The sequence below is a fragment of the Hymenobacter perfusus genome, from assembly GCF_003944765.1.
In the GTDB taxonomy this organism is placed as follows: domain Bacteria; phylum Bacteroidota; class Bacteroidia; order Cytophagales; family Hymenobacteraceae; genus Hymenobacter; species Hymenobacter perfusus.
Map to the genome: position 1 here is coordinate 136,705 of NZ_RWIU01000001.1, position 23,517 is coordinate 160,221.

The 23,517-nt window shown below is 57.3% G+C and carries 19 protein-coding genes; 13 read left to right on the top strand and 6 right to left on the bottom strand.

Annotation, left to right across the window (positions count from 1 at the left end; genetic code table 11):
- Positions 1-96: 96 nt before the first annotated feature.
- Together aceB and aceA are read left to right on the top strand one after the other, a co-directional pair.
- Positions 97-1,728, top strand: a complete 1,632-nt coding sequence (aceB, locus tag EI293_RS00575; RefSeq protein WP_125434694.1) for a malate synthase A — start codon at positions 97-99, stop codon at positions 1,726-1,728.
- A 178-nt stretch (positions 1,729-1,906) separates the two neighbouring features.
- Positions 1,907-3,193, top strand: coding sequence for an isocitrate lyase (aceA, locus tag EI293_RS00580; protein WP_125434696.1), 1,287 nt, complete (start codon positions 1,907-1,909; stop codon positions 3,191-3,193).
- A gap of 231 nt (positions 3,194-3,424) precedes the next feature.
- On the opposite strand, the gene EI293_RS00585 is transcribed toward aceA, so the two are convergent.
- Positions 3,425-4,153 carry a 2-phosphosulfolactate phosphatase gene (locus EI293_RS00585; protein WP_125434698.1) on the bottom strand — a complete coding sequence of 243 codons (729 nt, stop codon included), beginning with the start codon at positions 4,151-4,153 and terminating at the stop codon, positions 3,425-3,427.
- Between the two features lie 148 nt (positions 4,154-4,301).
- Entirely contained in the window at positions 4,302-5,408 is a 1,107-nt protein-coding gene (gene gcvT / locus EI293_RS00590; protein ID WP_125434700.1) for a glycine cleavage system aminomethyltransferase GcvT, read from the bottom strand.
- 193 nt (positions 5,409-5,601) lie between these two features.
- Here gcvT and EI293_RS00595 point away from each other — a divergent pair, with 193 nt between their 5' ends.
- From EI293_RS00595 to EI293_RS00605, 3 genes are read left to right on the top strand one after another with little or no spacing between them, the layout of a single operon-like run.
- Positions 5,602-5,967 carry a CZB domain-containing protein gene (locus EI293_RS00595; protein ID WP_170170188.1) on the top strand — a complete coding sequence of 122 codons (366 nt, stop codon included), beginning with the start codon at positions 5,602-5,604 and terminating at the stop codon, positions 5,965-5,967.
- Positions 5,968-5,993: 26 nt separating this feature from the next.
- Positions 5,994-7,535 carry a sensor histidine kinase gene (locus EI293_RS00600; RefSeq protein ID WP_246010492.1) on the top strand — a complete coding sequence of 514 codons (1,542 nt, stop codon included), beginning with the start codon at positions 5,994-5,996 and terminating at the stop codon, positions 7,533-7,535.
- Between the two features lie 50 nt (positions 7,536-7,585).
- Positions 7,586-8,029 carry a response regulator gene (locus EI293_RS00605; RefSeq protein ID WP_125434704.1) on the top strand — a complete coding sequence of 148 codons (444 nt, stop codon included), beginning with the start codon at positions 7,586-7,588 and terminating at the stop codon, positions 8,027-8,029.
- Between the two features lie 89 nt (positions 8,030-8,118).
- Here the strand turns inward: EI293_RS00605 and EI293_RS00610 are convergent, their stop codons facing one another.
- Together EI293_RS00610 and EI293_RS00615 are read right to left on the bottom strand one after the other, a co-directional pair.
- Positions 8,119-8,694, bottom strand: a complete 576-nt coding sequence (locus EI293_RS00610; protein WP_125434706.1) for a ribonuclease HII — start codon at positions 8,692-8,694, stop codon at positions 8,119-8,121.
- A gap of 137 nt (positions 8,695-8,831) precedes the next feature.
- Complete coding sequence (locus EI293_RS00615; protein WP_125434708.1) at positions 8,832-9,074, bottom strand: hypothetical protein; 243 nt, start codon at positions 9,072-9,074, stop codon at positions 8,832-8,834.
- A gap of 461 nt (positions 9,075-9,535) precedes the next feature.
- Between EI293_RS00615 and EI293_RS00620 the strand changes: the two genes are divergently transcribed.
- The 8 genes from EI293_RS00620 to prfB all read left to right on the top strand — a co-directional run bounded on the left by EI293_RS00620 (position 9,536) and on the right by prfB (position 18,294).
- Complete coding sequence (locus EI293_RS00620; RefSeq protein WP_125434710.1) at positions 9,536-10,108, top strand: NUDIX domain-containing protein; 573 nt, start codon at positions 9,536-9,538, stop codon at positions 10,106-10,108.
- Positions 10,109-10,233: 125 nt separating this feature from the next.
- Positions 10,234-11,058, top strand: a complete 825-nt coding sequence (locus EI293_RS00625; protein WP_125434712.1) for a lysophospholipid acyltransferase family protein — start codon at positions 10,234-10,236, stop codon at positions 11,056-11,058.
- Positions 11,059-11,112: 54 nt separating this feature from the next.
- Positions 11,113-11,400: an Asp-tRNA(Asn)/Glu-tRNA(Gln) amidotransferase subunit GatC gene (gene gatC / locus EI293_RS00630; RefSeq protein ID WP_125434714.1), complete on the top strand. Its 288-nt coding sequence runs from the start codon at positions 11,113-11,115 to the stop codon at positions 11,398-11,400.
- Positions 11,401-11,406: 6 nt separating this feature from the next.
- On the top strand, positions 11,407-14,463 hold the full coding sequence (locus EI293_RS00635) for a tetratricopeptide repeat protein (protein ID WP_125434716.1): 3,057 nt from the start codon (positions 11,407-11,409) through the stop codon (positions 14,461-14,463).
- Positions 14,464-14,479: 16 nt separating this feature from the next.
- Positions 14,480-15,199, top strand: a complete 720-nt coding sequence (locus EI293_RS00640) for an ABC transporter ATP-binding protein (RefSeq protein ID WP_125434718.1) — start codon at positions 14,480-14,482, stop codon at positions 15,197-15,199.
- Between the two features lie 71 nt (positions 15,200-15,270).
- Positions 15,271-15,819 carry a cob(I)yrinic acid a,c-diamide adenosyltransferase gene (locus tag EI293_RS00645; RefSeq protein ID WP_125434720.1) on the top strand — a complete coding sequence of 183 codons (549 nt, stop codon included), beginning with the start codon at positions 15,271-15,273 and terminating at the stop codon, positions 15,817-15,819.
- Positions 15,820-15,986: 167 nt separating this feature from the next.
- Entirely contained in the window at positions 15,987-17,057 is a 1,071-nt protein-coding gene (locus tag EI293_RS00650) for a branched-chain amino acid aminotransferase (RefSeq protein WP_125434722.1), read from the top strand.
- A 159-nt stretch (positions 17,058-17,216) separates the two neighbouring features.
- A protein-coding gene (prfB, locus tag EI293_RS00655) for a peptide chain release factor 2 (RefSeq protein ID WP_125434724.1) occupies positions 17,217-18,294 on the top strand; the annotation gives its coding sequence in 2 pieces (ribosomal slippage) (positions 17,217-17,276 and positions 17,278-18,294; 1,077 coding nt in all).
- 120 nt (positions 18,295-18,414) lie between these two features.
- On the opposite strand, the gene EI293_RS00660 is transcribed toward prfB, so the two are convergent.
- Positions 18,415-20,031 (bottom strand): SusD/RagB family nutrient-binding outer membrane lipoprotein, encoded by a 1,617-nt coding sequence (locus EI293_RS00660; protein ID WP_125434726.1) that lies wholly within the window; start codon positions 20,029-20,031, stop codon positions 18,415-18,417.
- Positions 20,032-20,105: 74 nt separating this feature from the next.
- Positions 20,106-23,252, bottom strand: a complete 3,147-nt coding sequence (locus EI293_RS00665) for a SusC/RagA family TonB-linked outer membrane protein (protein WP_125434728.1) — start codon at positions 23,250-23,252, stop codon at positions 20,106-20,108.
- Between the last annotated feature and the right edge of the window lie 265 nt (positions 23,253-23,517).

Consider the following 23,517-nt stretch of genomic DNA (forward strand, 5'->3'; position numbering starts at 1 on the left):
CGAATATTCGCTTGTTATATAAAATTCGCTTTCGTACGTTTGATGTGTTCACTCGGAACCTCTTTCCTATCTGCCACTTACCTAACCGCCTTGCTTATGTCGCCCTTCGCCGAACCGCAGACGTTGATACCACCACCTGCCTTCCTCACCCCGGAGCGGGTAAAAGTGCTGGGAAGCTATTCGCCCGAATACGCCGAAATCCTGACGCCCTCGGCCCTGGCCTTCGTGGCCGAGCTGCACCGTCGCTTCGATGCCACGCGCCGGGCGTTGCTGAAGCGGCGTGAGGAGCGGCAGCAGGAGTTCGAGGCCGGCAAGCTGCCCAACTTTCTGCCCGAAACCCGCCTCATCCGGGAAAAGCCCTGGACGGTGGCTCCGCTCCCGGCCGATTTGCTGGACCGCCGCGTAGAAATTACCGGGCCGGTGGAGCGCAAAATGATTATCAACGCCCTGAACTCGGGGGCCAAAGTGTTCATGGCGGATCTGGAGGACTCCAACTCCCCCACCTGGGCCAACGTGGTGGAGGGCCAGCGCAACCTGCGCGACGCCGTGCGCCACACCATCTCCCTGAGTACCCCCACCAAGGAGTATCGCATGAACGAGCAGACCGCCGTGCTGATGGTGCGCCCCCGGGGCTGGCATTTGCTGGAAAAGCACATGCTGGTAGACGGGGAGCCGGTCAGTGCCTCCTTGTTCGACTTTGGGCTCTACTACTTTCACAACGCCCACGAGCTGTGCGCCCGGGGCACGGCCCCCTACTTCTACCTGCCCAAGATTGAAAGCCACCTCGAAGCCCGCCTCTGGAACGACGTGTTCGGGTTTGCGCAGTGGTCGTTGAAGCAGCCCAAATGCACCATCAAGGCCACCGTACTAATTGAGACGCTGCCGGCCGCTTTCGAGCTGCACGAGATTCTGTGGGAGCTGCGGGAGCACTCGGCGGGCCTGAACTGCGGGCGCTGGGACTACATCTTCAGCTACATCAAGCGGCTGGGCCTGAACCCCGAGTTCCGGCTGCCCAACCGCGCCGAAGTTACCATGACGGTGCCCTTCATGGCGGCTTACTCGCAGCTGGTTATCCAGACCTGCCACCGCCGGGGCGTGCACGCCATGGGCGGCATGGCCGCCCAGATTCCCATCAAAAACGACCCCGAAGCCAACGAAACAGCTCTGGAGAAGGTGCGTCAGGATAAAATCCGGGAGGCCCGCAACGGCCACGACGGAACCTGGGTAGCCCACCCCGGCCTGGTACCGGTGGCCCTGGCCGTGTTCAATGAGCTGATGCCCCAGCCCAACCAGATCGACAACAAGCGCGACGACGTGCACGTGACGGCCCAGGATTTGGTGCGGGCCCCCGAAGGCCCCATCACTGAAGCCGGCCTGCGCCTCAACCTCGATGTGGCGGTGCAGTACCTCGAATCGTGGCTGCGGGGCAATGGCTGCGTGCCGATTTACAACCTGATGGAGGACGCCGCCACCGCCGAAATCAGTCGGGCCCAGGTGTGGCAGTGGCTGCACACGCCCGGTACCACCCTCGACGACGGCCGCCCCGTGACGCTGGAGCTGTACCGCCAGCTGCTGCCCGATCAACTGGAGCGCATCAAGGCGGTACTAGGCCCCGAGCGGTACGCGGCCGGCCGCTACCTGGAAGCCGCCCGCCTCTTCGACCGCCTCGTAACCAGTGAGAAATTCATCGAGTTCCTGACCGTGCCGGCCTACGAGCAACTGGCCTGACTGTCATTCCGAACGAAGCGAGGAATCTGGTTTACTGCATCAACGACTTAACTCAGATTCCTCGCTACGCTTGGAATGACAACCCTTCATTTACCGCCCTTCTCAACCCGCTTTTTAGAGCGGACAGCTCCCCCTTTGCCTTCACTTTCCCCTACTTCCCTCCTAACCACTTACCGCCATGAACAAGCAGGAACGCATTGCCGCTTTACAACAGGATTGGGCCACGAATCCGCGCTGGCGGGGTATTGAGCGGCCGTACTCGGCCGAGGACGTGCTGAAGCTGCGCGGCTCGGTACAGATTGAATATTCGTTGGCCCGCCAGGGTGCCGAGCGGCTGTGGCAGCAACTGCACTCTGAGGAATACGTGGCCGGCCTGGGTGCCCTTACCGGCAACCAAGCCGTGCAGGAAGTGCAGGCCGGCCTCAAGGCCATCTACCTCAGCGGCTGGCAGGTAGCGGCCGATGCCAACGGTGCCGGCCAGATGTACCCCGACCAAAGCCTCTACCCCGCCGACTCGGTGCCCAACGTGGTGCGCCGCATCAACAACGCCCTGCTCCGCGCCGACCAGATTCAGAGCGTATCGGGCGAGGGCGCGGTGCATTGGCTGGTGCCCATCGTGGCCGATGCGGAGGCCGGGTTCGGGGGCAACCTCAACGCGTTTGAGCTGATGAAGATGATGATTGAGGCCGGGGCCGCCGGCGTACACTTTGAGGACCAGCTGTCATCGGCCAAGAAGTGCGGGCACCTGGGCGGTAAGGTACTGGTGCCCACCCAGGAGGCCATCAACAAGCTGGTGGCCGCCCGCCTGGCCGCCGATGTGCAGGGCGTGCCCACCCTGGTAGTGGCCCGCACCGACGCCGATGCCGCCGACCTCATCACCTCCGACGTGGACCCGCGCGACCAGCCGTTCATTCTGCAGGAAGCCGAGCGCACGTCCGAAGGCTTCTACCGGGTACGCTGCGGCGTGGAGGCCGGCATTGCCCGCGGCCTGGCCTACGCCCCCTACGCCGACCTCATCTGGATGGAAACCTCCCACCCCGACCTGGAGCAGGCCCGCCAATTCGCCGACGCCATTCACGCCCAGTTTCCGGGCAAGCTGCTGGCCTACAACTGCTCGCCCTCGTTCAACTGGGCCGCCAAGCTGAGTCAGCAGGAAATGAGCACGTTCCGGGAGGAGCTGGCCGCTATGGGCTACAAGTTTCAGTTCATCACCCTGGCCGGCTTCCACGCCCTCAACACCAGCATGTTCGAGCTGGCCGTGGCCTACCGCGACCGGGGCATGGCCGGCTACTCCGAGCTGCAGCAGCGCGAGTTTGCCCTCCAGCCCCACGGCTTTAAGGCCGTGAAACACCAGGCCTTCGTGGGCACGGGCTACTTCGACGCCGTGCAGAACGTGGTTACCAGCGGCCTCAGCAGCACCGGCGCACTGGTCGGCAGCACCGAGGAAGCCCAATTTAATCACTGATTGACGCGGATTAGACGGATTTCACGGATTTTGCAGACGATTGTGGCACACGGTTTAGCTTGTGCCCTGCGCCGAATCCTGCTCAGAAATTGAGCTATCAACAAAAAAGGCTTGCCGTGTGGCAAGCCTTTTTTGTTTTATCCGGAGTTGATATACGGCCCACACCACAAACTAAAGCGCGTGCTACAATCGTCCACAAAATCCGTGAAATCCGTCGAAAAATCCGTGTAATCAGTGATCCGCAGTAATCCGTGATCCGTCGAAGATGGGTACCAGGTTGTACTCATCCTGGCGAATGCAGAACTCCATGTCCTTATGGGCTTCGAGGCTGTTGAGGCGGCGGACGTGGGCCGACTGGAGCAGGTAGCCGGCCAGATCGGGCTCGGCGGCGCGCCAGAGGTCGAGGGCGGCCAGGGTGGCGTCGGAGCCGGTGGTGTCGAAATCGGTTTGGAGGCGGGCGGCCAGGGCACCTCCGAACAACGTGTCTTCAAGGCAAAACAGGCCTTTCCAGCCGGCGCACACCACTACCACGTCCTTGTTCAGGTGGCACAGGTGGTCGGCCACGGCTCCCAGGTTCAGGAACGCACCCACCACAATTTCATCGGCAGCGGCGGAGAGGTGCAGCGCGCGGGTGCCGTTGGTGGTCGTAATGGCCACCGCCCGGCCCCGCACGGGCACCACGCCATCGAGGTAGCCGAAAGGCGAGTTGCCCAGGTCCACGCCCTCGGCTTGGCGGCCGTCCCGCTCGGCGGCGGTGAGGTAGCCGGCCGCGGCCTGCGCCCGGCATGCATCCAGCTCACTGAATGGCACCAGATGCGTAACGCCCTGCGCCAGCGCCGTGACGATGCTGCTGGTGGCTCGCAGCACGTCCACCACCACGGCTACTTTGCCGCGCAGGTCGTACAGCGGCAGTAGCTCGGGGGAAAAGCACACGTCGAGCGTGGGGAGTTGATTGGTCATCGGAGAAAGTTAAAAAACGTCATGCTGAGCGAAGGCGCAGCCGTAGCCGAAGCATCTCTACTGAGGGTAATCCAAAGAATTAGCCAGAGGTAGAGATGCTTCGACTGCGGCTACGCCTTCGCTCAGCATGACGGTTAAATAGATCCGTTTACACCTCTTCGGTGCCGGGTACGAAGGGCAGCTTGGTTACGGTAGCCGGCAGATTCTTACCGCGCACCTGCACGAAAATCTGGCTACCGGGCTTGCTCAGCGCGGTTTGCACGTAGCCCAGGCCCACGCCCTTGCCCAGGCTCGGCGACTGGGTGCCGCTGGTTACTTCGCCAATTGGTTCGCCGGCTTCATTTACCAGCGGGTAGTGGCCGCGCGGGATACCGGGGCCGTCCATCAGGAAGCCCACCAGCTTGCGCGCCACGCCGGCTTCCTTCTGGGCCTTCAGGCTCTCGGAGTTAGTGAAGTCTTTGGTGAATTTGGTAATCCAGCCCAGGCCGGCTTCCAGAGGCGAAGTGGTGTCGGTGATGTCGTTGCCGTAGAGGCAGTAGCCCATTTCCAGGCGCAGCGTGTCGCGGGCCCCTAGGCCGATGGGCTTGAGGCCGTAGGGCTGGCCGGCCGTCATCACGGCGTCCCATACCTGCCTGGCATGCGCGTTGGGCACGTACAGCTCGAAGCCGCCCGCGCCGGTGTAGCCGGTGGCCGAGATGATTACATCCGGCGCGCCGGCGAAGGTGCCCTGCACGAAGGAGTAGTACGGAATGGCCGAGAGGTCGGCGTCGGTGAGGCTCTGGAGGGCGGCCGTAGCTTTGGGGCCTTGTACCGCGAACAGGCTCATCTCGTCGGAAATGTTCTGCATTTCGGCTCCGGCGGTGTTGAACTGCTGAATCCAGGCCCAGTCCTTGTCGATGTTGGAGGCGTTGACGACCAGCAGGTAGTCTTCCTCGGCCAGCATGTACACCAGCAAGTCATCCACGATGCCGCCTTGCTGGTTGGGCAGGCAGCTGTACTGGGCCTTGCCGGGCGCGAGCTTACTGGCGTCGTTGCTGGTTACGCGCTGAATCAGGTCCAGGGCCTGGGGGCCGCGCACCCGGAACTCGCCCATGTGCGATACGTCGAACATGCCCACGGCCCGGCGCACGGTGTGGTGCTCGTCCAGGTCGGAGGAATAGCGCACGGGCATGTTGTAGCCCGCGAAGGGCACCATTTTGGCCCCCAGCTGCTGGTGAACATCATTGAGCGGAACGGTTTTGAGCGTGTCGGACATGGGGTGGAGTGGGAAGGTAAAAAACGAAGGTACCAGACAAGCCCCCAGCGCGCGGCGCGCCGGCCGGCCCGTGGTGGCGGCGCGAAAGTAGCCAATTATGGCCGGGCGGACGCGGCCGGGTTTCGTTATCTTTGCCTGCATACGACGCCCAGGCCGGCCTGCAACCAGCCGGCCTACGGCATTTCCTCCCCTCATGTCCGACGACCTCAAGCAGGAATTTGATGCTGCCCGCATCAAGCACATGCTATTCAAATCCAAGCTGCGCTCCGCCCTGTTCGGCAGCCAAACCGCCGAGGGCCCCATCCGCGACCCACAGCAGTGCGCCTTCGGCCACTGGCTTACCCAGCGGGTGCTCACCGATTTTGGCCACCTACCCGAAAGCCGGGAGCTGGACCGTCTGCACAACCAGATTCACCGCGAAGCCAGCCGCCTGCTCGATATGCACCACGCCGGCCAGCAGGACGCGGCTATTGGCGAGTTGGCCGAAATCAACCGCCTGGCCGACCACATTACCCGGCTGTTGCGTACCATTGAGGAATCCATTCGGGGCGGCCGGTAACCGCCTGCGTCCGTTGCCTCTGCTGCATGAAGCTGAAACTCTCTACCAAACTATTCGCGGGCTTTCTGGTCATTTCGGCGCTGTTTGCGGCGGTGGTGGTCATCAACTACCAACTCTCGCGGGCGGTGCTACGCAACTCCCAGCGCGTAGAACGCTCCCAGCGGATTACTGGCGAGGCCACCACGCTGCTGCGCAACATCATTGATATGGAAACCGGTTTCCGGGGCTACCTGCTCATCGGCAACGAAACCGTGCTTGCTCCTTACTACGAGGGCGAGCGGAACCTGTTGGGGCGTTTTGCTGAGTTGCGTAATGAACTCATGCTTGGCACTCCGCAGTATGAGCGCTTGGTGCGGGCCCAATACCTGTTTCAGCAGTGGGCCGCGTATTCGCACCTGCTTATTGGCGAAAAGCGCGAAGCCCTGCGGCGCAACCCCACCCAGACCGGCCTCGACGGCCTGGAACACCGCAACCTTACCACCGACCTCACCGGCAAGGTGCTGATGGATCAGATCCGGGTGTTGTTTGGGGTGTTTGATAAGGAGGAATCGGAAACCCGCCTCAAGCAGCGCATGAAGCTGCAGGACAGCATCCGCGAAACCCGGATTCTGTCGGTGAGCATTACGCTGACCACTATTTTTCTGGGGCTGCTGTACGCCTCGTACCTGGTGCGGCAGTTTTCCAAGCGCATCAGCGGCATGGTGGTGCAGGCCCAGCGCATTGCCGGCGGCGACTACTCGACCCAGATGCCGGACACGGCCGATGACGAGCTGACGGAGCTGACGGCCTCGCTCAATACCATGACCGATACCATCAACACCAATATCCGGCAGCTGGAGCGGCGCAATCAGGAGCTCGACCAGTTTGCCTACGTGGTGTCACACGATTTGAAAGCGCCATTGCGGGGCATCGAAACGGCTTCGCGCTGGATTGAGGAGGACCTGGGCCAAAGCCTGCCCGACCACATCAAGGAGTTTCTGGTGCTGATGCGGACCCGGGTGCGGCGCATGGAAAACCTGATTACCGGCATTCTGGACCTGGCCCGCATCGGCCGCACGCCCCAGGCCGATGAGGCCGTGTTCGTGCGCCAGCTGCTGCGCGAAATCGTTGACTCGCTGGAGCTGCCGGCCGGCTTTGAGGTGGAGCTGCCGTTTTATCTGCCCACCATCCAGACCAACCGCGTGCAGCTGCAACAGGTGTTCACCAACCTCATCAGCAACGCCGTGAAGTACCACCACCGGCCTGAAACCGCACTGGTGCGCATTGGCTGCGTGGAAGGTCCCAAGTTTTACACTTTCTCCGTAGCTGACAACGGCCCCGGTATTGCGGCGGAATACCACGAGCGGATTTTCATCATCTTTCAGACGCTCACGGAGCGGGATACGCTGGAAAGCACTGGCGTGGGCCTGGCCATTGTAAAGAAGATTGTGGAGCGCCAGGGCGGCTCCATCCTCGTTGAATCGACTGAGGGACAGGGGGCCACCTTTGTTTTCACCTGGCCCAAGGAACCGCCCCGCCGCCGGACTGAACCGACCATTTCCACGACAAATCCCACCCTTGGGCGTTAATTGCCGTATAAATGCCCGCCTTAGGTGGCCTTTACAACGCGTTTTCACTTATGAACTCTGAAACGGCACAACCAAGCATCCTGCTGGTAGAAGATGACCAGATGGATATCATGAACGTACAGCGGGAGCTGCGTAAGCACAACGTGAACGTACCCCTGCACATTGCCCGCAACGGCCGCGAGGCTCTGAACATGTTGCGCGGCGAAGGCGGCCAGGACCAGATTCCGAAGCCCAGCGTGGTGATGCTTGACTTGAATATGCCCCGCATGAATGGCCTGGAACTGCTCGAAATCCTGCGCTCCGACCATGACTTTGTGGGCCTTAACGTGTTCATCACCACCACCTCCGACCTGGAAACCGACCGTCTAAAAGCCCAGGACCTGGCCGTGAGCGGCTACATCATCAAGCCCCTGAGCTTCGATAGTTTCGGGGAAGGCGGTACCACTGTTGATGGTTTCAGCCTGTTTCTGGATCTGTTACGACTGAAGGACTAGGGCTGACAACTGCCTGTTTTCCTTGCGACGCACACCGGCCCGGCAACCAACAGTTGCCGGGCCGGTGTGCGTCGGGAGCAGTTGTGAGCTTACAACAGCCGGAAGCCCATCCGGTGGTGCTCGGTGGGACCGAACTCACGGATGGCGGCGCGGTGTCGGGCTGTCGGATACCCGGCGTTCTGCTCCCAGCCGTACGCCGGGTACCGCACGGCCAGCTCACTCATCCGCTCATCACGAAACGTTTTGGCCAGCACCGAGGCCGCTGCAATACTCCTGTAAATTCCGTCGCCCCCGATGATGCAGGTGTGGGGCAGCGTGGCGTGCATCTTGAACCGGTTGCCATCTACGAGCAGATGCGTGGGCATTACGGCCAGCTGGGCCACCGCCCGGTGCATGGCCAGGTAGCTGGCCTGCGCGATATTGATGCTGGCAATTTCTTCCGGCGAGGCTTCCGCCACGGCCCAGGCTACGGCTTCCCGGCAGATTTCAGTTCGCACCAGTTCCCGCCGTTTGGCAGTCATCTGCTTGGAGTCGTTGAGGAACTGCGGGGCAAAATCGGGGGGCAAAATAACGGCGGCGGCAAACACCGGGCCCGCCAGGCAGCCCCGGCCAGCTTCGTCGAGGCCGGCTTCCAGCGGTTCGCCGGTATGGGAAACAAGTAGCATAGGCCGCAAAAATACGCGCCTGACTCCTGGGCCGGGCTACCCCAGACAACAAAAAGCCTCCGCAGTGGCCGTAGCACCTGCGGAGGCTTCTCTTCGGAGTCTTATACAAAGCATACGCCCCAGGCGTAGCACAAAGGCTAGTGGCTGCCAGCCGTGGAGCCGGCTTCGGGAGCAGCCGATTCACCCCGACGGAAGCCCTGTTTGTCGCGGGGGCCTTCATCCAGGCCTTCCTCTTCGTCGGTGGTGGTATACACGTTGGTGGTGGGGCCAAGGCCGCCGGTATTCTGAGCCAGCGCCGATTCGGCTTCGGCGTGTTTCAGGTTGAATAGTGGGTCGCCGGGTTGGGGTTGAGAAGTCTGGTTTTTTGATTGGTTCGCCATAATAAAACAAGACACCGGCCGGAAAGTGAACGGCTGGTAGAGGCTTGTTACGCGGCCGTTTCGTGCGGGGTTGGCTTCCAGAGCTTACAGGATTTGGGCCGGCGTACGAAGCAGCCGCCTAAACACACTTCTGAGAGTGGCCGGAAAATAAAAAAGCCGCTGCCCGAGGCAGCGGCCTTTTCCGTCGCATTGGCCGGCAAAATGTCATTCATCCACCCTACTCCTTTTGCCAGGCACCAACACTACGCGGTGAGAGTCTTCCTTTCCATGAACCCTACGCGCGCTGAATAATTAGTAAGTCAAAGGTATAGGATTGCGTAGCCCGTGGCCGCTTTATTTGATTAACAAGGCATGCTACCCGGCCAACGGCGGATTCCGCCCGGCGAGAGGAAATCTTCCCGGAGTAAGGCCTGCCGGACTCGTATCTTTACAGCCTTCTGGTACTGTTTATCCTACCGCACATGCCCACCTTTTCCGGCCCTGAGTTCGACGAAACGCACAACCCCTGGCAGGTACAGGGCACCGACCTAAAGTACCAGAACCCCTGGATTCGGGTCCGTGAGGACCAGATCATCAACCCGGCCGGCAACCCGGGTATCTATGGGGTGGTATCGATGAAAAACAAGGCCCTGGGCATCATTCCGGTAGATGCCGACGGCAATACCTGGCTGGTGGGCCAGTACCGCTATACCCTGAACGAATACAGCTGGGAAATTCCGATGGGCGGCGGCCCCGTGGAGCTGGATATTCTGGAGTCGGCCCAGCGGGAACTGCGCGAGGAAACCGGCCTGCTGGCCGCCCGCTGGACCAACATCATGCGCCTACACACTTCCAACTCGGTGACGGACGAGGAAGGCTTCGTATTCTTGGCCCAGGACCTGACCCAGGGCGAAACTGAGCCGGAAGAAACCGAGGACCTGCGTCTGTGGAAACTCCCCTTGAGCGAGGCCGTGCAGCTGGTAATGGACAACCGTATTACCGATGCCATCAGCGTGGCCGGCCTGCTGAAAGCCGCACGGCTGCTGGGCAGTTGAGGTAGTTTCGGCGTGGCCCGTCCTGGCTGGCCAAAGCTGCCGGGCAGTTCATCGGTTGTTCACGCGGACGGGCGGTTCTTGCCGGCTTCGCCACATTCCTCGCTTAACACCGTACTTTTGTGCTTATGTCGCGTCTGCTTCGCTATGTCGGTCATCGGTTGTACACCACCTGGGCTACGTTCTGGTTCGTGCTGCCTTTTGTGCTGACGTACCCGCTGCAACTACTGCTGAGCCGCCGGCCGCAATGGCACCGGCATCTGCATACGCTTAACCGGGCCTGGAGCCGGCTGTCTATTCTCATGTGGGGCGTACCGGTTAAAACGGTGCGGGCCTCTGCGCTGCCGGCGCAGCAGCCGTATGTGTACGTAGCCAATCACAGCTCCTACATTGATATTCTGCTGCTGTTCCGTACTATTCCGGGCTGGCTCAACATCATGGGCAAAAGCTCCCTGGCCAAAGTACCCGCCTGGGGACCTATTTTCGGCAGTGCCTATATCACCGTTGACCGGGACAGTGCCGTGAGCCGGGGTCGGGCCATGGTGCAGGCCCGCCGCACGCTGGAAGCGGGCCGCTCGGTGGTTATCTTTCCCGAAGGGCGTATTGGCAAGCAGCCGGGGCAGCAGCTGGACGAATTCAAGGACGGTGCGTTTCAGCTGGCTATTGCGGCGGGCGTACCGGTTGTACCCATTACCATGCCGCTGAACCACCGCTTCATGCCCGATGTTCCCGGGGGGCTGCGGGTGCGCTACTCGCCCCTGGCCATCATCGTACACGAGCCGATTGTTACCACTGGCCTCACGGCGGCCGATGCACCACGTATCAAGCAGCGTGCCTACGACGTTATTGCCAGTGCCCTGCAGCCAGAAGCTGGCGGCGTTCCGGAACCCAGTACCTGGCGCCGCCCGAAAACCGAGCCGGCACAGCCAGCGCGGAAACGGACGCCCGCCTAGCTTTGCCCGCCGACTTTTACTTTTGACTTTCCCTCTTTTACTTTTCTCCTCCCCGTGAGTACCGACCTTGCCACTCTCCGCGGCCTGGCCCATCTGGCCCGCCTCGAATTCGACGATACCAAAGAGCAGCAGATGCTCGGCGACCTGAATAAGATTCTGGATTGGGTAGACCAGCTCCGCCAGCTCAATACCGATGACGTGGAGCCCCTTGTGCACCTCTCCCAGGAAATCAACGTGCTGCGCCCCGATGAGGCCCACAATACGGTAAGCCACCAGGATGGCCTGCGCAACGCCCCGCGCAAGGATTCCGATTATTTCCGCGTACCTAAAGTACTGGAATAGCTGCCGGTGCCTGCTCCTGCCCTGCTCCCCGCCCCCGGCCGTCCCACCTTTTGGCGCGGCCCGCTCCTGGTTCTGGCTTTGTGCGCGGCGGTGGCCGTAGTACTGGCAGGCTGGCATTATTTCACCGCCGAAGACACGGTGCTGCCCGTGCAGGCGGTAGCTCAGCTGACGCCCATACCGGCTACCGTAGCCCAGGTAACCATCGGGACCGAAAACCTACCCATACAGGCCAACGGCTACCTCATCACCCAGACCTACGACGTAGCCGGCCCCTTCCTGCGGCCCGACGCGGCTTTTGCCTTAGTTGCCTTGCTGGGAGTGGCCCTGGTATATTTTCTGGCCACGGTCAACAGCCTGGCGCGGCCGGCCTTTATTGCCGGTATGGCGCTGGTCATTTTCCTGCTGATGTCGCTCAATGCGGATTTGCTGGGCGTTTTCGATGGGCAGAAGCAGTACTTTCTGTTGCTGGCGCTGGCAGGCTTGGGCCTTCCGGCCTACTACTTCCACGCCTTCCGCCCTGATACTTCGTTTGGCCTACGCCTGGGGGTGTTTGCCGCGCTGGTGGTGGGGCTTGGGGCACTGCTGTTCCTGCGCAGCCCCGGTCCGACAGAGGTTACGGCCCTGCATCTGAGTGCCTTTTTCACGGCCAGCGGAGCCGTTGCTTTCGCCTTACTGGTAGTCTGGGTAGCGTTTGAAAACCTTCACGGGTTGCTCTGGCTCAATACCCAGGCCGAAACACCGGCCGGCCGCTACGGGCTGCTGCCTTTTCTGCTGGCCAGCGGGTTGTATCTGGGCATGCTGCTGCTGTATTATCTCAACCAGAGTGAGCTACTGGTGCTGCCCAGCCTGCACCTCGACCCCTTCGTGCTGCTGATTCCGGCCGTTCTGATTGGCTGGCTGGGCCTGCGCCGCCGGGCCGTTACGTTTGCCGATTGGGTGCCCGCTCAACTGGCCGCGCCTACGGTATACCTCGTCCTGGTATTGCTGGCGGCAGCAGTGCTGGGCTATGCTCTGGCCACCGCCAACGACCCCATGCTACAGGCCGGCCGCGACTTCACGGCCCTAGCGTTTCTATGCGTGGGTGGGGCGTTCCTCCTGTACGTGCTGCTGAATTTTGCTCCCTTGCTGCGCAAAAAGCTACCTGTGCACCGGGTAGTTTTCGAGCCGCGACGCTTTCCGTTCTATGCCATGTACATCCTGGGCCTGGCAGTGCTGGCAGCGGTGGAAATGCGCAATAACTTCTTTCTGCTGGATCAGGTACAGGCAGCCTCCTTCAATAACCTGGGCGACCTGTCGCGCCTGGAAAGCGAATATGCGCCCGACGATATGGCGCAGGCCTTACTGGCCGAGCGGTATTACGCGGAGAGTGACGTTCTCGACCAGCATAACCACAAGGCCAGCTTGGGCCGGGCGGCTCTTTACCGGTTCCGGCTGCAACGCCAGAACGAAATTAACATTCTGCGTCGCGCTTTATCCCGCCGCCCTTCCGAAAAGATTTCCCTGCGGCTGGCGGCTCTCTACAATGAGCCGAGCGACTTTTTCGACCGTTTGGCCGTGTTGCGTCAGGCCCTGAAAACCACTCCCAACAGCGCGGCCCTCAACAGCGACCTGGCCCAGCTCTACTCCCGCTCCAGCCTAACCGATTCGGTAGCGTTCTACCAGAACCGCGCTGAGGCAGCCTCCCCCGATAACCCCACGTTCCTGGCCAACCAGCTGGCTTACCTCATCAGCAAGCAGCAGTGGCCCGAGGCCGCCAAACTGGCACAAGTCTCCGCCGCCAGCCCCGATGCTGCCGTGCAAAGTAACGTCCTGCTGCTGGCCCAGCTCACAGGTCAGCCCGCTTCCCTTACTGATTCGCCCGACACGGCAACCGTACTTTCCCCCGCCCGTTTCGCGCGGCTATACCACGAGGGCCTGTCCCGTGCCTTACGTCACGATACAACGCTGCTGCCTGTACTGCCCCGTCTGGCTGCTCGTCCGGTTAATGAAGGCTACCTAGACCAGCTGACGTTCCTGAGGGCCTTTACCCAGCACTACGGCGGCCGTCCCGTGGCTGCTCAGACGACCATTGTGCCGCTGGCTACCGGCTCCAGCCCGGCCACGGCGTATTACCAGCAACTGCAGGGCCTGTGGCTGATTGACCAGGGTTTGACAGTACCGGCGGCAGCTCGCCTTAACGAAGCTCGGCAAAACGAATCTTCGCTGGTGGCCTTACCGGAAGCTTACGCGCTGGCGCTCATTAACCAGCCCGATTCCGCCCGCCGGGTTGCCGCCCGTGCCCTCACGGGTGCTACGCCTGCCGGGGCAGTTTCCATCCAACGGCTGCTCACCATTCTGGAACCGGATTTCCGTTCCCGCTACCTCCAGGCCCCCGACTCATTACGGACGCAATACCTGGTAGTACGTGGCGACGAGCTACCGGCTGCTCAGCAGGTGCCGGCCGCTCTGTCAATTACAAATGAGGCGTTGCGCAATACTGCGTTGCTGGCCCAGCTGCCCCGGGCGCTGCAGTCGGGGCAGTTGCCCATTACGCAACAGGCGGTGCAGCAGTACGCGCCAGCCATAACCGCCATCGGAGCATCGCCTTGGAATGTGCTTCGCGGGGAATTGTACGTACGCGGCCGACAGGTACCGGAGTTGCGTCAATTGGTGCAGAAAGGCCGTTTTACAGGCTTCGACCTGTTTCAGCGCCTGTACTTTCAGGCTATTCTCGCCGAGGCTGCCCAGCAACCTCAGGAGGCTGCCCGCCTGTACGCGCAACTGGTTCGGGAAGCGCCCTTTGCCGAAAATGCGCTGGTAGCGGCGGCGGCTTTTCATACCACCCGGCGCGATTATAATGCGGCCTACAACACGTTGCTCCGGGGCATTGAAGTAAACCCCGGCTCCGTTGCGCTGTTAAAAGCCTACGTGCTGGCCTCGGTACCGGTAGGCCTCACGGAGTATGCCCAGTCACCGCTCTACCGGTTGGGCACATTGCTTTCCCCCGTAGATTACGCTACCTTTCGTACAGAGTATGAGGCGCGCCGCACGGCTAAGTCGGCCGCCACCGCCCCCTGGAACTAACCCCGGCCCTTCGGTTATGCTGCCTCCCGTCATCGAAACCACTGATATTTCCAAGGTCTACCGGATGGGGACGGAGGAAATTCACGCTCTGCAATCGGTATCCATTACCATTCAGCGCGGCGAGTATGTTGCTTTTATGGGCCCCTCGGGCTCAGGCAAATCTACCCTCATGAACATCGTCGGCTGCCTCGATACGCCTTCAGGCGGCAGCTACATCCTCAACGGGAAGGACGTCAGCAACATGACGGACAATCAGCTGGCAGATGTGCGTAACCGGGAAATCGGCTTCGTATTTCAGTCCTTCAACCTGCTGCCCCGCGCCACTGCCCTTGATAATGTAGCTCTGCCACTTATTTATGCCGGCTATGGCAAGAGTGAGCGGCAGGAAATGGCTCGGGAGGCATTACGCAGCGTAGGTTTGGCAGAACGGGCTCTGCACAAGCCCAATGAGCTTTCGGGTGGGCAACGCCAGCGCGTCGCCATTGCGCGGGCTCTCGTCAACAACCCCAGCATCATCCTGGCCGACGAACCAACCGGTGCCCTCGACACCCGCACCAGCCATGAAATCATGGAGCTGTTTGAGGCCCTGTACGTGCGTGGCAACACCATTATTATGGTTACCCACGAAGAGGATATTGCCCGGCACGCGCACCGTATTGTGCGTCTGCGCGACGGCCTCGTGGAATCTGATGTGTTTAATCAGGACGTAGCCGCGCATCAGTTGGCCAATCACTAGCCAGTTCTCCGGAACCTTTTGGGGCGTTGCGGGTAGTAGGATTCTCCTTCCACCTTTTTTCTGCTTCTCCTTTGAAAATCTATACCAAAACCGGCGACAAGGGCCTGACTTCCCTCATCGGCGGCACGCGTGTGCCCAAGTCCAGTCTGCGTATTGAATGCTACGGGACGGTGGATGAGCTAAATTCCTATATCGGCCTCGTGCGCGACCAAGAGGTGAATGCCGCCCGTCGCCCGTTACTCAAGGAAATCCAAGACCGCCTATTCACCATCGGTGCGTCACTGGCTTCCGACCCCGAGAAGTCGAAAATGAAGATTCCCGACCTGCACGCGGAGGACATTACGCTGCTGGAACAGGAAATGGACCGCATGAATGACGGTTTGCCGGAGCTACGCGTATTTGTTCTGCCCGGCGGGCATCAGGCGGTGTCATTTACTCACCTTGCCCGGTGCGTCTGCCGGCGCGCCGAGCGACTGGTCATTCAGCTCCAGGAAGAATCTTTCGTGGCTGAGTTGGTCATCATGTACCTCAACCGCCTCTCCGATTTTCTCTTCGTTCTCAGCCGCCAGATGGCCCATGAACTGAACGCCGAAGAAGTGAAATGGGAACCTCGTATGTGAGGTCCGGCACTATGCCAGACTAACAAGTGTTCGGAAGAAATTCCGCACCTTTACTACTCGTTCCGCTTTCCTACTCCCCCACCCGCTCCGCACAATGGTTTCGTATCTCCCTGCCCCCAAGATGACCGGCCCTTGTGTTTCCTCCACCTTCTCCCACCCCATTTCGCATGATTGACACCCTCACCATCCCAACGCAGCGCGCTACGTCTTCGCGCCTGCCGGAAGTAGATTTTGACCAGCTTGAATTCGGCAAAACATTTGCTGATCACATGCTGGTGGTTGACTATGAGAACGGCGAGTGGCAGGAACCGCAGATTGTGCCTTACGGTGACATATCCGTGAACCCCGCCAACTCGGCGTTGCATTACGGCCAAGCCATTTTTGAAGGCATGAAGGCCTACAAGAACCAGGATAACGACATCTATATTTTTCGGCCGCTTGACAACTGGCACCGTCTGAATGCTTCAGCGGAGCGCATGTGCATGCCTGCCATTCCGGAGGATATTTTTATGCAGGGCCTGAGCCAACTGATTCGGCTGGATGCGGAGTGGGTACCCAACTTTACGGGTAGTGCCCTCTACATTCGTCCTTTCATGTTTGCCACCGACGGTATGCTGGGCGTGCGCCCCTCGGATTCCTACCGCTTCATGATCATTACCTGCCCGGTAGGGCTGTACTACAGCAAGCCACTGCGGGTGCGCTTCGAGGAGAAGTACGTGCGTTCAGCCGAAGGCGGCGCAGGCTTCGCCAAGAATGCCGGCAACTACGGCGCCGCCATGTACCCTACCAAACTGGCTCAGCAGGAAGGCTACAACCAGCTCATCTGGACCGATGCCTCGGAGCACAAATACGTGGAGGAATCCGGCACAATGAACGCCATGTTCGTTATCGACGGCCGCTTGGTGACGCCCGCCCTTAGCACCTCCATCTTGGATGGGATTACCCGCCGTAGCGTATTGCAATTGGCTCACGATTGGGGCATGCCGGTTGAAGAGCGCAAAGTATCCGCGTTGGAAATTCTGGCGGCTCACGCTGCGGGAACCCTCCAGGAAGCATTCGGCGTAGGCACGGCCGCTACCATCGCACCTATTGCCGTCATCGGCTACCAGGGTGACGACTACACACTGCCGACTGTCCCAGCTAATGCCTTCTCTCACCGGGTTTCGGCTACCTTGGCCGCCATTCGCAGCGGTGAGGCTACTGATACTCACGGTTGGATGGTACGCGTGCAGAGCTAGCCCGCTTTATTCAGACACCTGAACCGGGTGCTACCAGTGGCTGGCCAGCCACTGGTAGCACCCGGTTTCATTTTCCGGCTATTTTCTTCCGACCTTTGATCAGGCTGTGCTTCCTAAGCAGTGCCTATTCTCATTTTATCCATTCACGCATTTTTTTCCATGACCTACGACCAGGTGAAGGAGTTGAAGGGCCGCGCTGAGGCCCTGAGGAGGTATCTTTGACTACGATAGTCGCAAAGCTCAGGTAGTAGAAACCGAACAACAGACCACAGCTCCGGGCTTCTGGGATGATTCCAAGAAAGCAGAGGCCGTGATGAAGGAAATCAAGGCTGTTAAAGTCTGGACTGACGACTACGAAGCCGTTGAAAAGCTAGTCGGTGACGTCGAAGTCCTCTACGATTTTTACCGTGAAGGCGACGTGGAGGAATCCGAAATTCAGCAGGAGTTTAATGCGGCCCAACAGGCAGTAGAGCGGCTGGAGTTTAAACGGATGCTCTCCAACGAGGAAGACCAGCTTTCCGCTATCATCGACATCAACCCCGGGGCCGGTGGTACTGAAAGCCAGGACTGGGCCGAGATGCTGATGCGCATGTACATCATGTGGGGCGAAAAGCAGGGCTTCACGGTGCGCCAAGTCAGCTACCAGCCCGGCGAAGGAGCCGGTATCAAGTCCGCTTCCCTGGAAATAGATGGCCCGTTTGCCTACGGCTACCTCAAAAGCGAAATAGGGGTCCACCGCCTCGTGCGGATGTCACCCTTCGACAGCAGTGGTCGACGTCATACCTCCTTCGCGTCGGTTTTCGCCTATCCGGTTATTGATGACACCATCAAGATCGAGATAAATCCGGCCGATATCAGTTGGGATACCTTCCGGGCTGGCGGAGCCGGTGGCCAGAACGTGAACAAGGTAGAAACGGCCGTACGCCTAACCCACGCCCCATCCGGTATTATCATCGCCGTACAGATTGAACGCAGTCAGCTCATGAACAAAGAGCACGCTCTTCGCATGCTCAAGTCGCGGCTGCACCAGATTGAGATGGACAAGCGCAACGCTGCCCGCGACGCCGTAGAAGCGGGCAAGCGCCGCATTGACTTTGGCTCCCAGATCCGCAACTACGTTCTTCACCCGTACAAGCTCATCAAGGACTTGCGCACCGGTATTGAACGCACGGATGTGCAAAACGTGCTGGATGGAGATTTGGAGGAGTACATCAAGGGGTACCTGATGCAGAGTTGATGTCTTCAGCAATATGATGTCCTCTGTTTCATATTGCCAATGCGTTAATTGATTAAAATTAACAACACAAAAAAGCCCGCTGAATTAATTCAGCGGGCTTTTTTGTGTTGTTAATTTTGTCTAGTCTATATCCCAGAACAAACGGGGTGCAAACAACGTGACACCAGTAGGAGTGTTGGGATTGTTATTTGCCTCTGTTTGTGGATAAGGTAGCCGAACAGGGAAGCTACGCTGACGTGCACTAAGAGAGATATAGTTACCACGGGGATATCCTGTGCGACGGAACTCGCTCCAAGATTCGTAACCATTGTAGCCATTATTAGCAATCCATTTCTGGGTTACAATGGCCTCAATTTTTTGCTCCGTAGAAGTAGCATCATCGTACTTAGGGCTTACTACTTTCAAATCCAACTGCCCTGCCGCCGCGTTCAAAACTGCAGCAGGCTGAATGCCGTAGTAGTTTTTAGGAGCAGGATTGGATTTAGAGGTATTATAGTAAGCACTAGCTTGTGCAGTCGTTAACCCCAGTAACTTGAACGACTCCTCAATACCGGTCTGATACAGTGTCTTAGCTATGCCAGTCATATACCCTCGTTCAACAGCTTCAGCTTGCAGAAAATATGACTCTGCAGCCGTCATCAGGTACACAGGAGCAGCAAAACCTTGGTTTGCAAAAGAGCGAATAATTGCTGGGCCTACAGGTGACACCTGCTGCGAAACAGAGGGAGCATAAGTACCAACACCATTTACAACGCCGTAGTAGTTTTTAGAGCTACTTGTAGTAGTGCCAGGACGTGGCGCATACAAGGCTTTCAGACGTAAAGTATCTCCCGTTTCGCGAAGATAATTAAGCGCGAATACGTTAGCCCTGGTAGCATTGTAACCTGAAGTATTGGCACCCGTGAGCGTAAAGCCAATGCTTTCGTACAGGGGATTCAGGCGTCCAGTTGCGTTGCTATATCCAGGATTACCAGCCACATTGTCGCTAGCTCCCAGAAATTGGGCTCCAGCTTGTTGCATAGCCTGAATACCAGCCTTGGCTTTGGAATCTCTAGCCCGGCTTTGACGCATGTAAACACGCAGCTTCAGCGTATTTGCAAAACGACGCCATTTAGCCATATCTCCCCCGAAGTAGATGTCCTGCTGACCATTAGGGCGGGGAGCATTTGCATCAATCTGAGCTAAGCCATCATTGAGTAGCGTGATGATACCGTCATACACGCTTTCCGCTGCATCATACTTAGGCGTCAGATTCGTTACGGGTTTACGCGGATCGATAGCCAAAACATCTGTAAAGGGAATGTCTCCCCAGCCGTCTGCCAAAATCTGGAAGCTATATGCTTCCATAATTTTAGCAATGGCCACATAGTTTTTATCACTAGCCTCTTGTGCATTTACCTCAATGTAACGCAAATCAGCTATTGCCCCCGAGTACATATTCTGCCAAGAGCCATCATACGTAGTGGGCGTTAGGTTGTACTGATTTTGTGGCAAATAAAACAGGAAGTCAGAAGCCTGCGCCCAGTTGTTCGTCCACAGGTTACCCAAGATGTTAAGAGGACTACCTACTGTCGCCAATGGCCTATTAAGCGCATTGGGAAGAACTAGGGGATATCGTACATTCTCCGGGTTGTTGGGGTTTTCGTTAACGTCGAGAAAGTTATCGCAAGCAGTTAACGCAAGAGCTCCCAGCATTAATCCGCCCAGAACGGATTTGCGCAAAAAGAGGTTTTTCATATGATGAAAAAGAAGAAGTCGTGATTTAAGGTTAGCATAACTAACCTATCGTTAGTTCCCTCTAATCAGAAAGATTAGAAAGTAATTGTGAGGTTAGCGCCGTAGCTGCGGGTTGTTGGAATACCATTGTATTCGATACCCTGAATATTACTAGAGCTACCCTGCAGGTTGGATTCCGGATCAATGAACTTGTTCTCACCAGGAACAAATAGCAGCAAGTTCCGTCCATTTACACCGATAGATGCCCGGCCGAAGGGAGACTTTTCAAGTAGGGTTTGTGGCAGATCGTAGGTTAACGATACCTCGCGCAACTTGAAGTAGTCTGACTTGATGATATTGTACTCTGCAACAGCGTTGGACAGGTTGCTATAGAACAGATCGAATCCGCCATCTGCCGTTTTCACCGTAGTATTCGGCGTGAATGTGCCATCCGCATTTTGGATTACCGAATTCGGATATACAAACGGCAGACGGTCATACTCCGCCGTTTCAACAGAAGACCCCGTAAACGCAAGGTTGTATTTGGTACCCGAGTACATATACCCACCACGGCGCATATCGATAACACCGGTCAACCGAAGCCCTTTATAGGCAAAAGTCATGTTGCCACCGATAATATACTTGGGGTTGACTTGACCTAAGTTGCGAGTCTGGGTATCCCGAATCGGATAGCCAGTCGTTCCATTCACTACAACGCGGCCCTGAGGGTCCCGTAGGAAAGCGGAACCACGAAGCATTGGGAATGACTCTCCTACTACGGCTGCTGCTACCACCCCACGAAGAGAGGTGCTGATATCCAGTGCTCTGATATTACCGATCAAGCTTACTACCTCGTTTTTGTTGGTAGAGAAGTTGGCACCAATATCCCAGCGGAAACCACTCTCCGTGCGTACGGGAGTAATTCGCAAGGAAGATTCAAACCCCTTATTCTTCACTTCGCCAACGTTCAGGTTAGCTTGAGAGAATAGAGTGGTAGAAGGCACGCCCAAACGAATGATCTGATCCGTCGTTCTGGACTGATAATACGTGGCCTCACCACCAATACGGTCATCCAGGAAGCCAAATTCAATACCACCTTCGTAAGAAGTAGTACGTTCAGGCTTTAGATCGGGGTTATTGCTGGTGTTGCTGAGGGTATAACCAACATTAGATCCGTAGGGAAAGCCTGCCCCAGCTGGAGTAGTGGTGTTCAACTGGTATGCGTCAGTGTCACTACCTACTTGCGCGTAGCTGGCACGTAGTTTACCATAGGTCAATATGGTATTATCCTTCAGAGCCGAAATTGCTTCTGTGAATACAAAGCCGACACCAGCCGAAGGGTAGAAGTAGGAACGGTTGCTTTTTGGCAACGTAGAAGTCCAGTCGTTTCGACCAGTAGCTGTCACGAATAAGTAATCCCGGAACGAAAGGGTAAGGTCACCATAAGCACCTACCAAACGTCTCCTGTTAGTAGATTCCTCACCCCCTAATTCACCGATACGTGTGCTCAGATTATAGAACCCAGGTAGAGCCAGAGCATTAGCAACAACGCCGGTAGATTGGGTATTGCGCGAACGAATGTTATTACCCAAGATCAATTGGAACGAAAAATCAGGCGTAATGTCCCGCTTGATAGTTGCCAACAGATCACTGGTCAGGTCGCTAACGAAAATCGAGCCCTCGCGTAAGTAGCCTGGAGTAGCGGTTGGTCTGTCTACCCCAGCTCTTGTAACGTAAGAGGCAATAGCCGAGCGCTCCTTCCGACGGTCAAAAGAAACGTCCGAGCCTATACGGTAGGTAAAGTTCAACCAATCCGTAGCGGCATAGCCCAGCGTAACGTTGCCAATTACACGGTCAAGATTGCTGATGTACCGGTTGTCGTCAATGGTTTGGTAAGGGTTAGCATAGTAACCATTGAAGAAACCGTCTCGGCTCGAAAACTTGTCGTTCAGGTCCTTATACTTAGATAGGTCAACCTGCCGCGAAACCTGAAATACGTTATTTATTACACCAGCATTGCTCTCATTCCACGTTACATCCGTTTTATTGTGGTTGTAATTAATGGAAGTGCTAGCTGTTACTTTATTAGCTAAAGATGTAGCCGCTGTCAGTTTGAGCGTATTACGACGGAACTCATCGTCCGGGATGATGCCCTTTGATTTGGCATCGGAGAACGACAGATAAAAGTTTGACTTAGCTGTACCACCTTGGAAAGCCAACGTGTTCTGGAACGTAGTACCCGTGTTGAAGAAGTCCTTAACGTTATCCTTAACCGCGGAGTATGGAATAGTTTGAATAGAGCCATCTAGTGCTGGTGGCCCTAGCTGAACTGGGCTACCATCGAAGCGAGGTCCATAGTTCGTATTCTCATAAGGAATGTACGTATCCAGGTCATAACCACTACCATAGCTATTTTGGAAATCCGGAAATTTCAGAACACTTTCTCCGGTAAAGGAGCTGGTGTAAGTTATTTCCGCTTTTTTTCCACGAATTGCGGCATCCTTACCTGTTTTGGTAGTGATGATGATAGCTCCATTGGAAGCTCGCGAACCGTATAGAGCTGCTGCACTTGGGCCCTTCAGCACCGTCATGGTTTCGATATCATCTGGGTTGATATCACCCACACGGTTACCGGTATCTACACCAGCATTAGTAGCTAGAGTGTTAGAATTGTCAATCGGAATACCATCCACAACGAAAAGTGGCTGGTTATCTTGCTGCAAAGAACGTTGACCACGTAAGGTAATACGGGTAGCGCTGTTCACCCCACCGCCTGACTTGGAGATATTCACGCCAGAAACTTTACCCTGCAAGCCTGCTATGGGGTTTGTTTCACGGCCTTGCGTAAGCGAACGGTTGTTGATTACGTCTACAGAGTAGGCCAGCGTCTTCTCTTGACGTTCGATACCTACGGCAGTTACAACTACTTCATTAAGTTGCTTAGAATCAGTAGCCAGTCCGATATCAATAGTAGAAGCATCGCCAATGGCACGCTCTACCGCTACGAAGCCGATAGATGAAAACGACAGAGTAGTTGCAGTTGCAGGAGCACTAATGGTATAGGACCCATCAGAATTAGTGGATACCCCGTTGGTTGTGCCTTTTACGAGTACCGTAACACCTGGCAGACCCTGACCTGTAGCGCGGTCAGTGACCCGCCCAGAGATTTGCCGGTTCTGCGCGGCCGCCTGCTGCAACAGTACGGGCGCGACAAGAGCCGCCGTCAATAAAATTTTCCGCATGTGAGTGAAAAAGGTTTGGTGAGTTAAACTGAGTTCCAAGATAGGATTTGATGTTCAAAACTGAAAAGTTTCAACCATTGCTCTTAATTCTTCGCTAAAAGTAATCAACTACATGAACATTTATTGAAACTCTAATCCATGCGGCTCTATTATGTAAGCATATCTTCATCAATAGTAAATTTAATCATATTAAAAATTGCTTAAAAACAATTCAATGCCATAACATGCATTCTTCTCCTCTCTACGGATAACTCTGCAGCCGAAC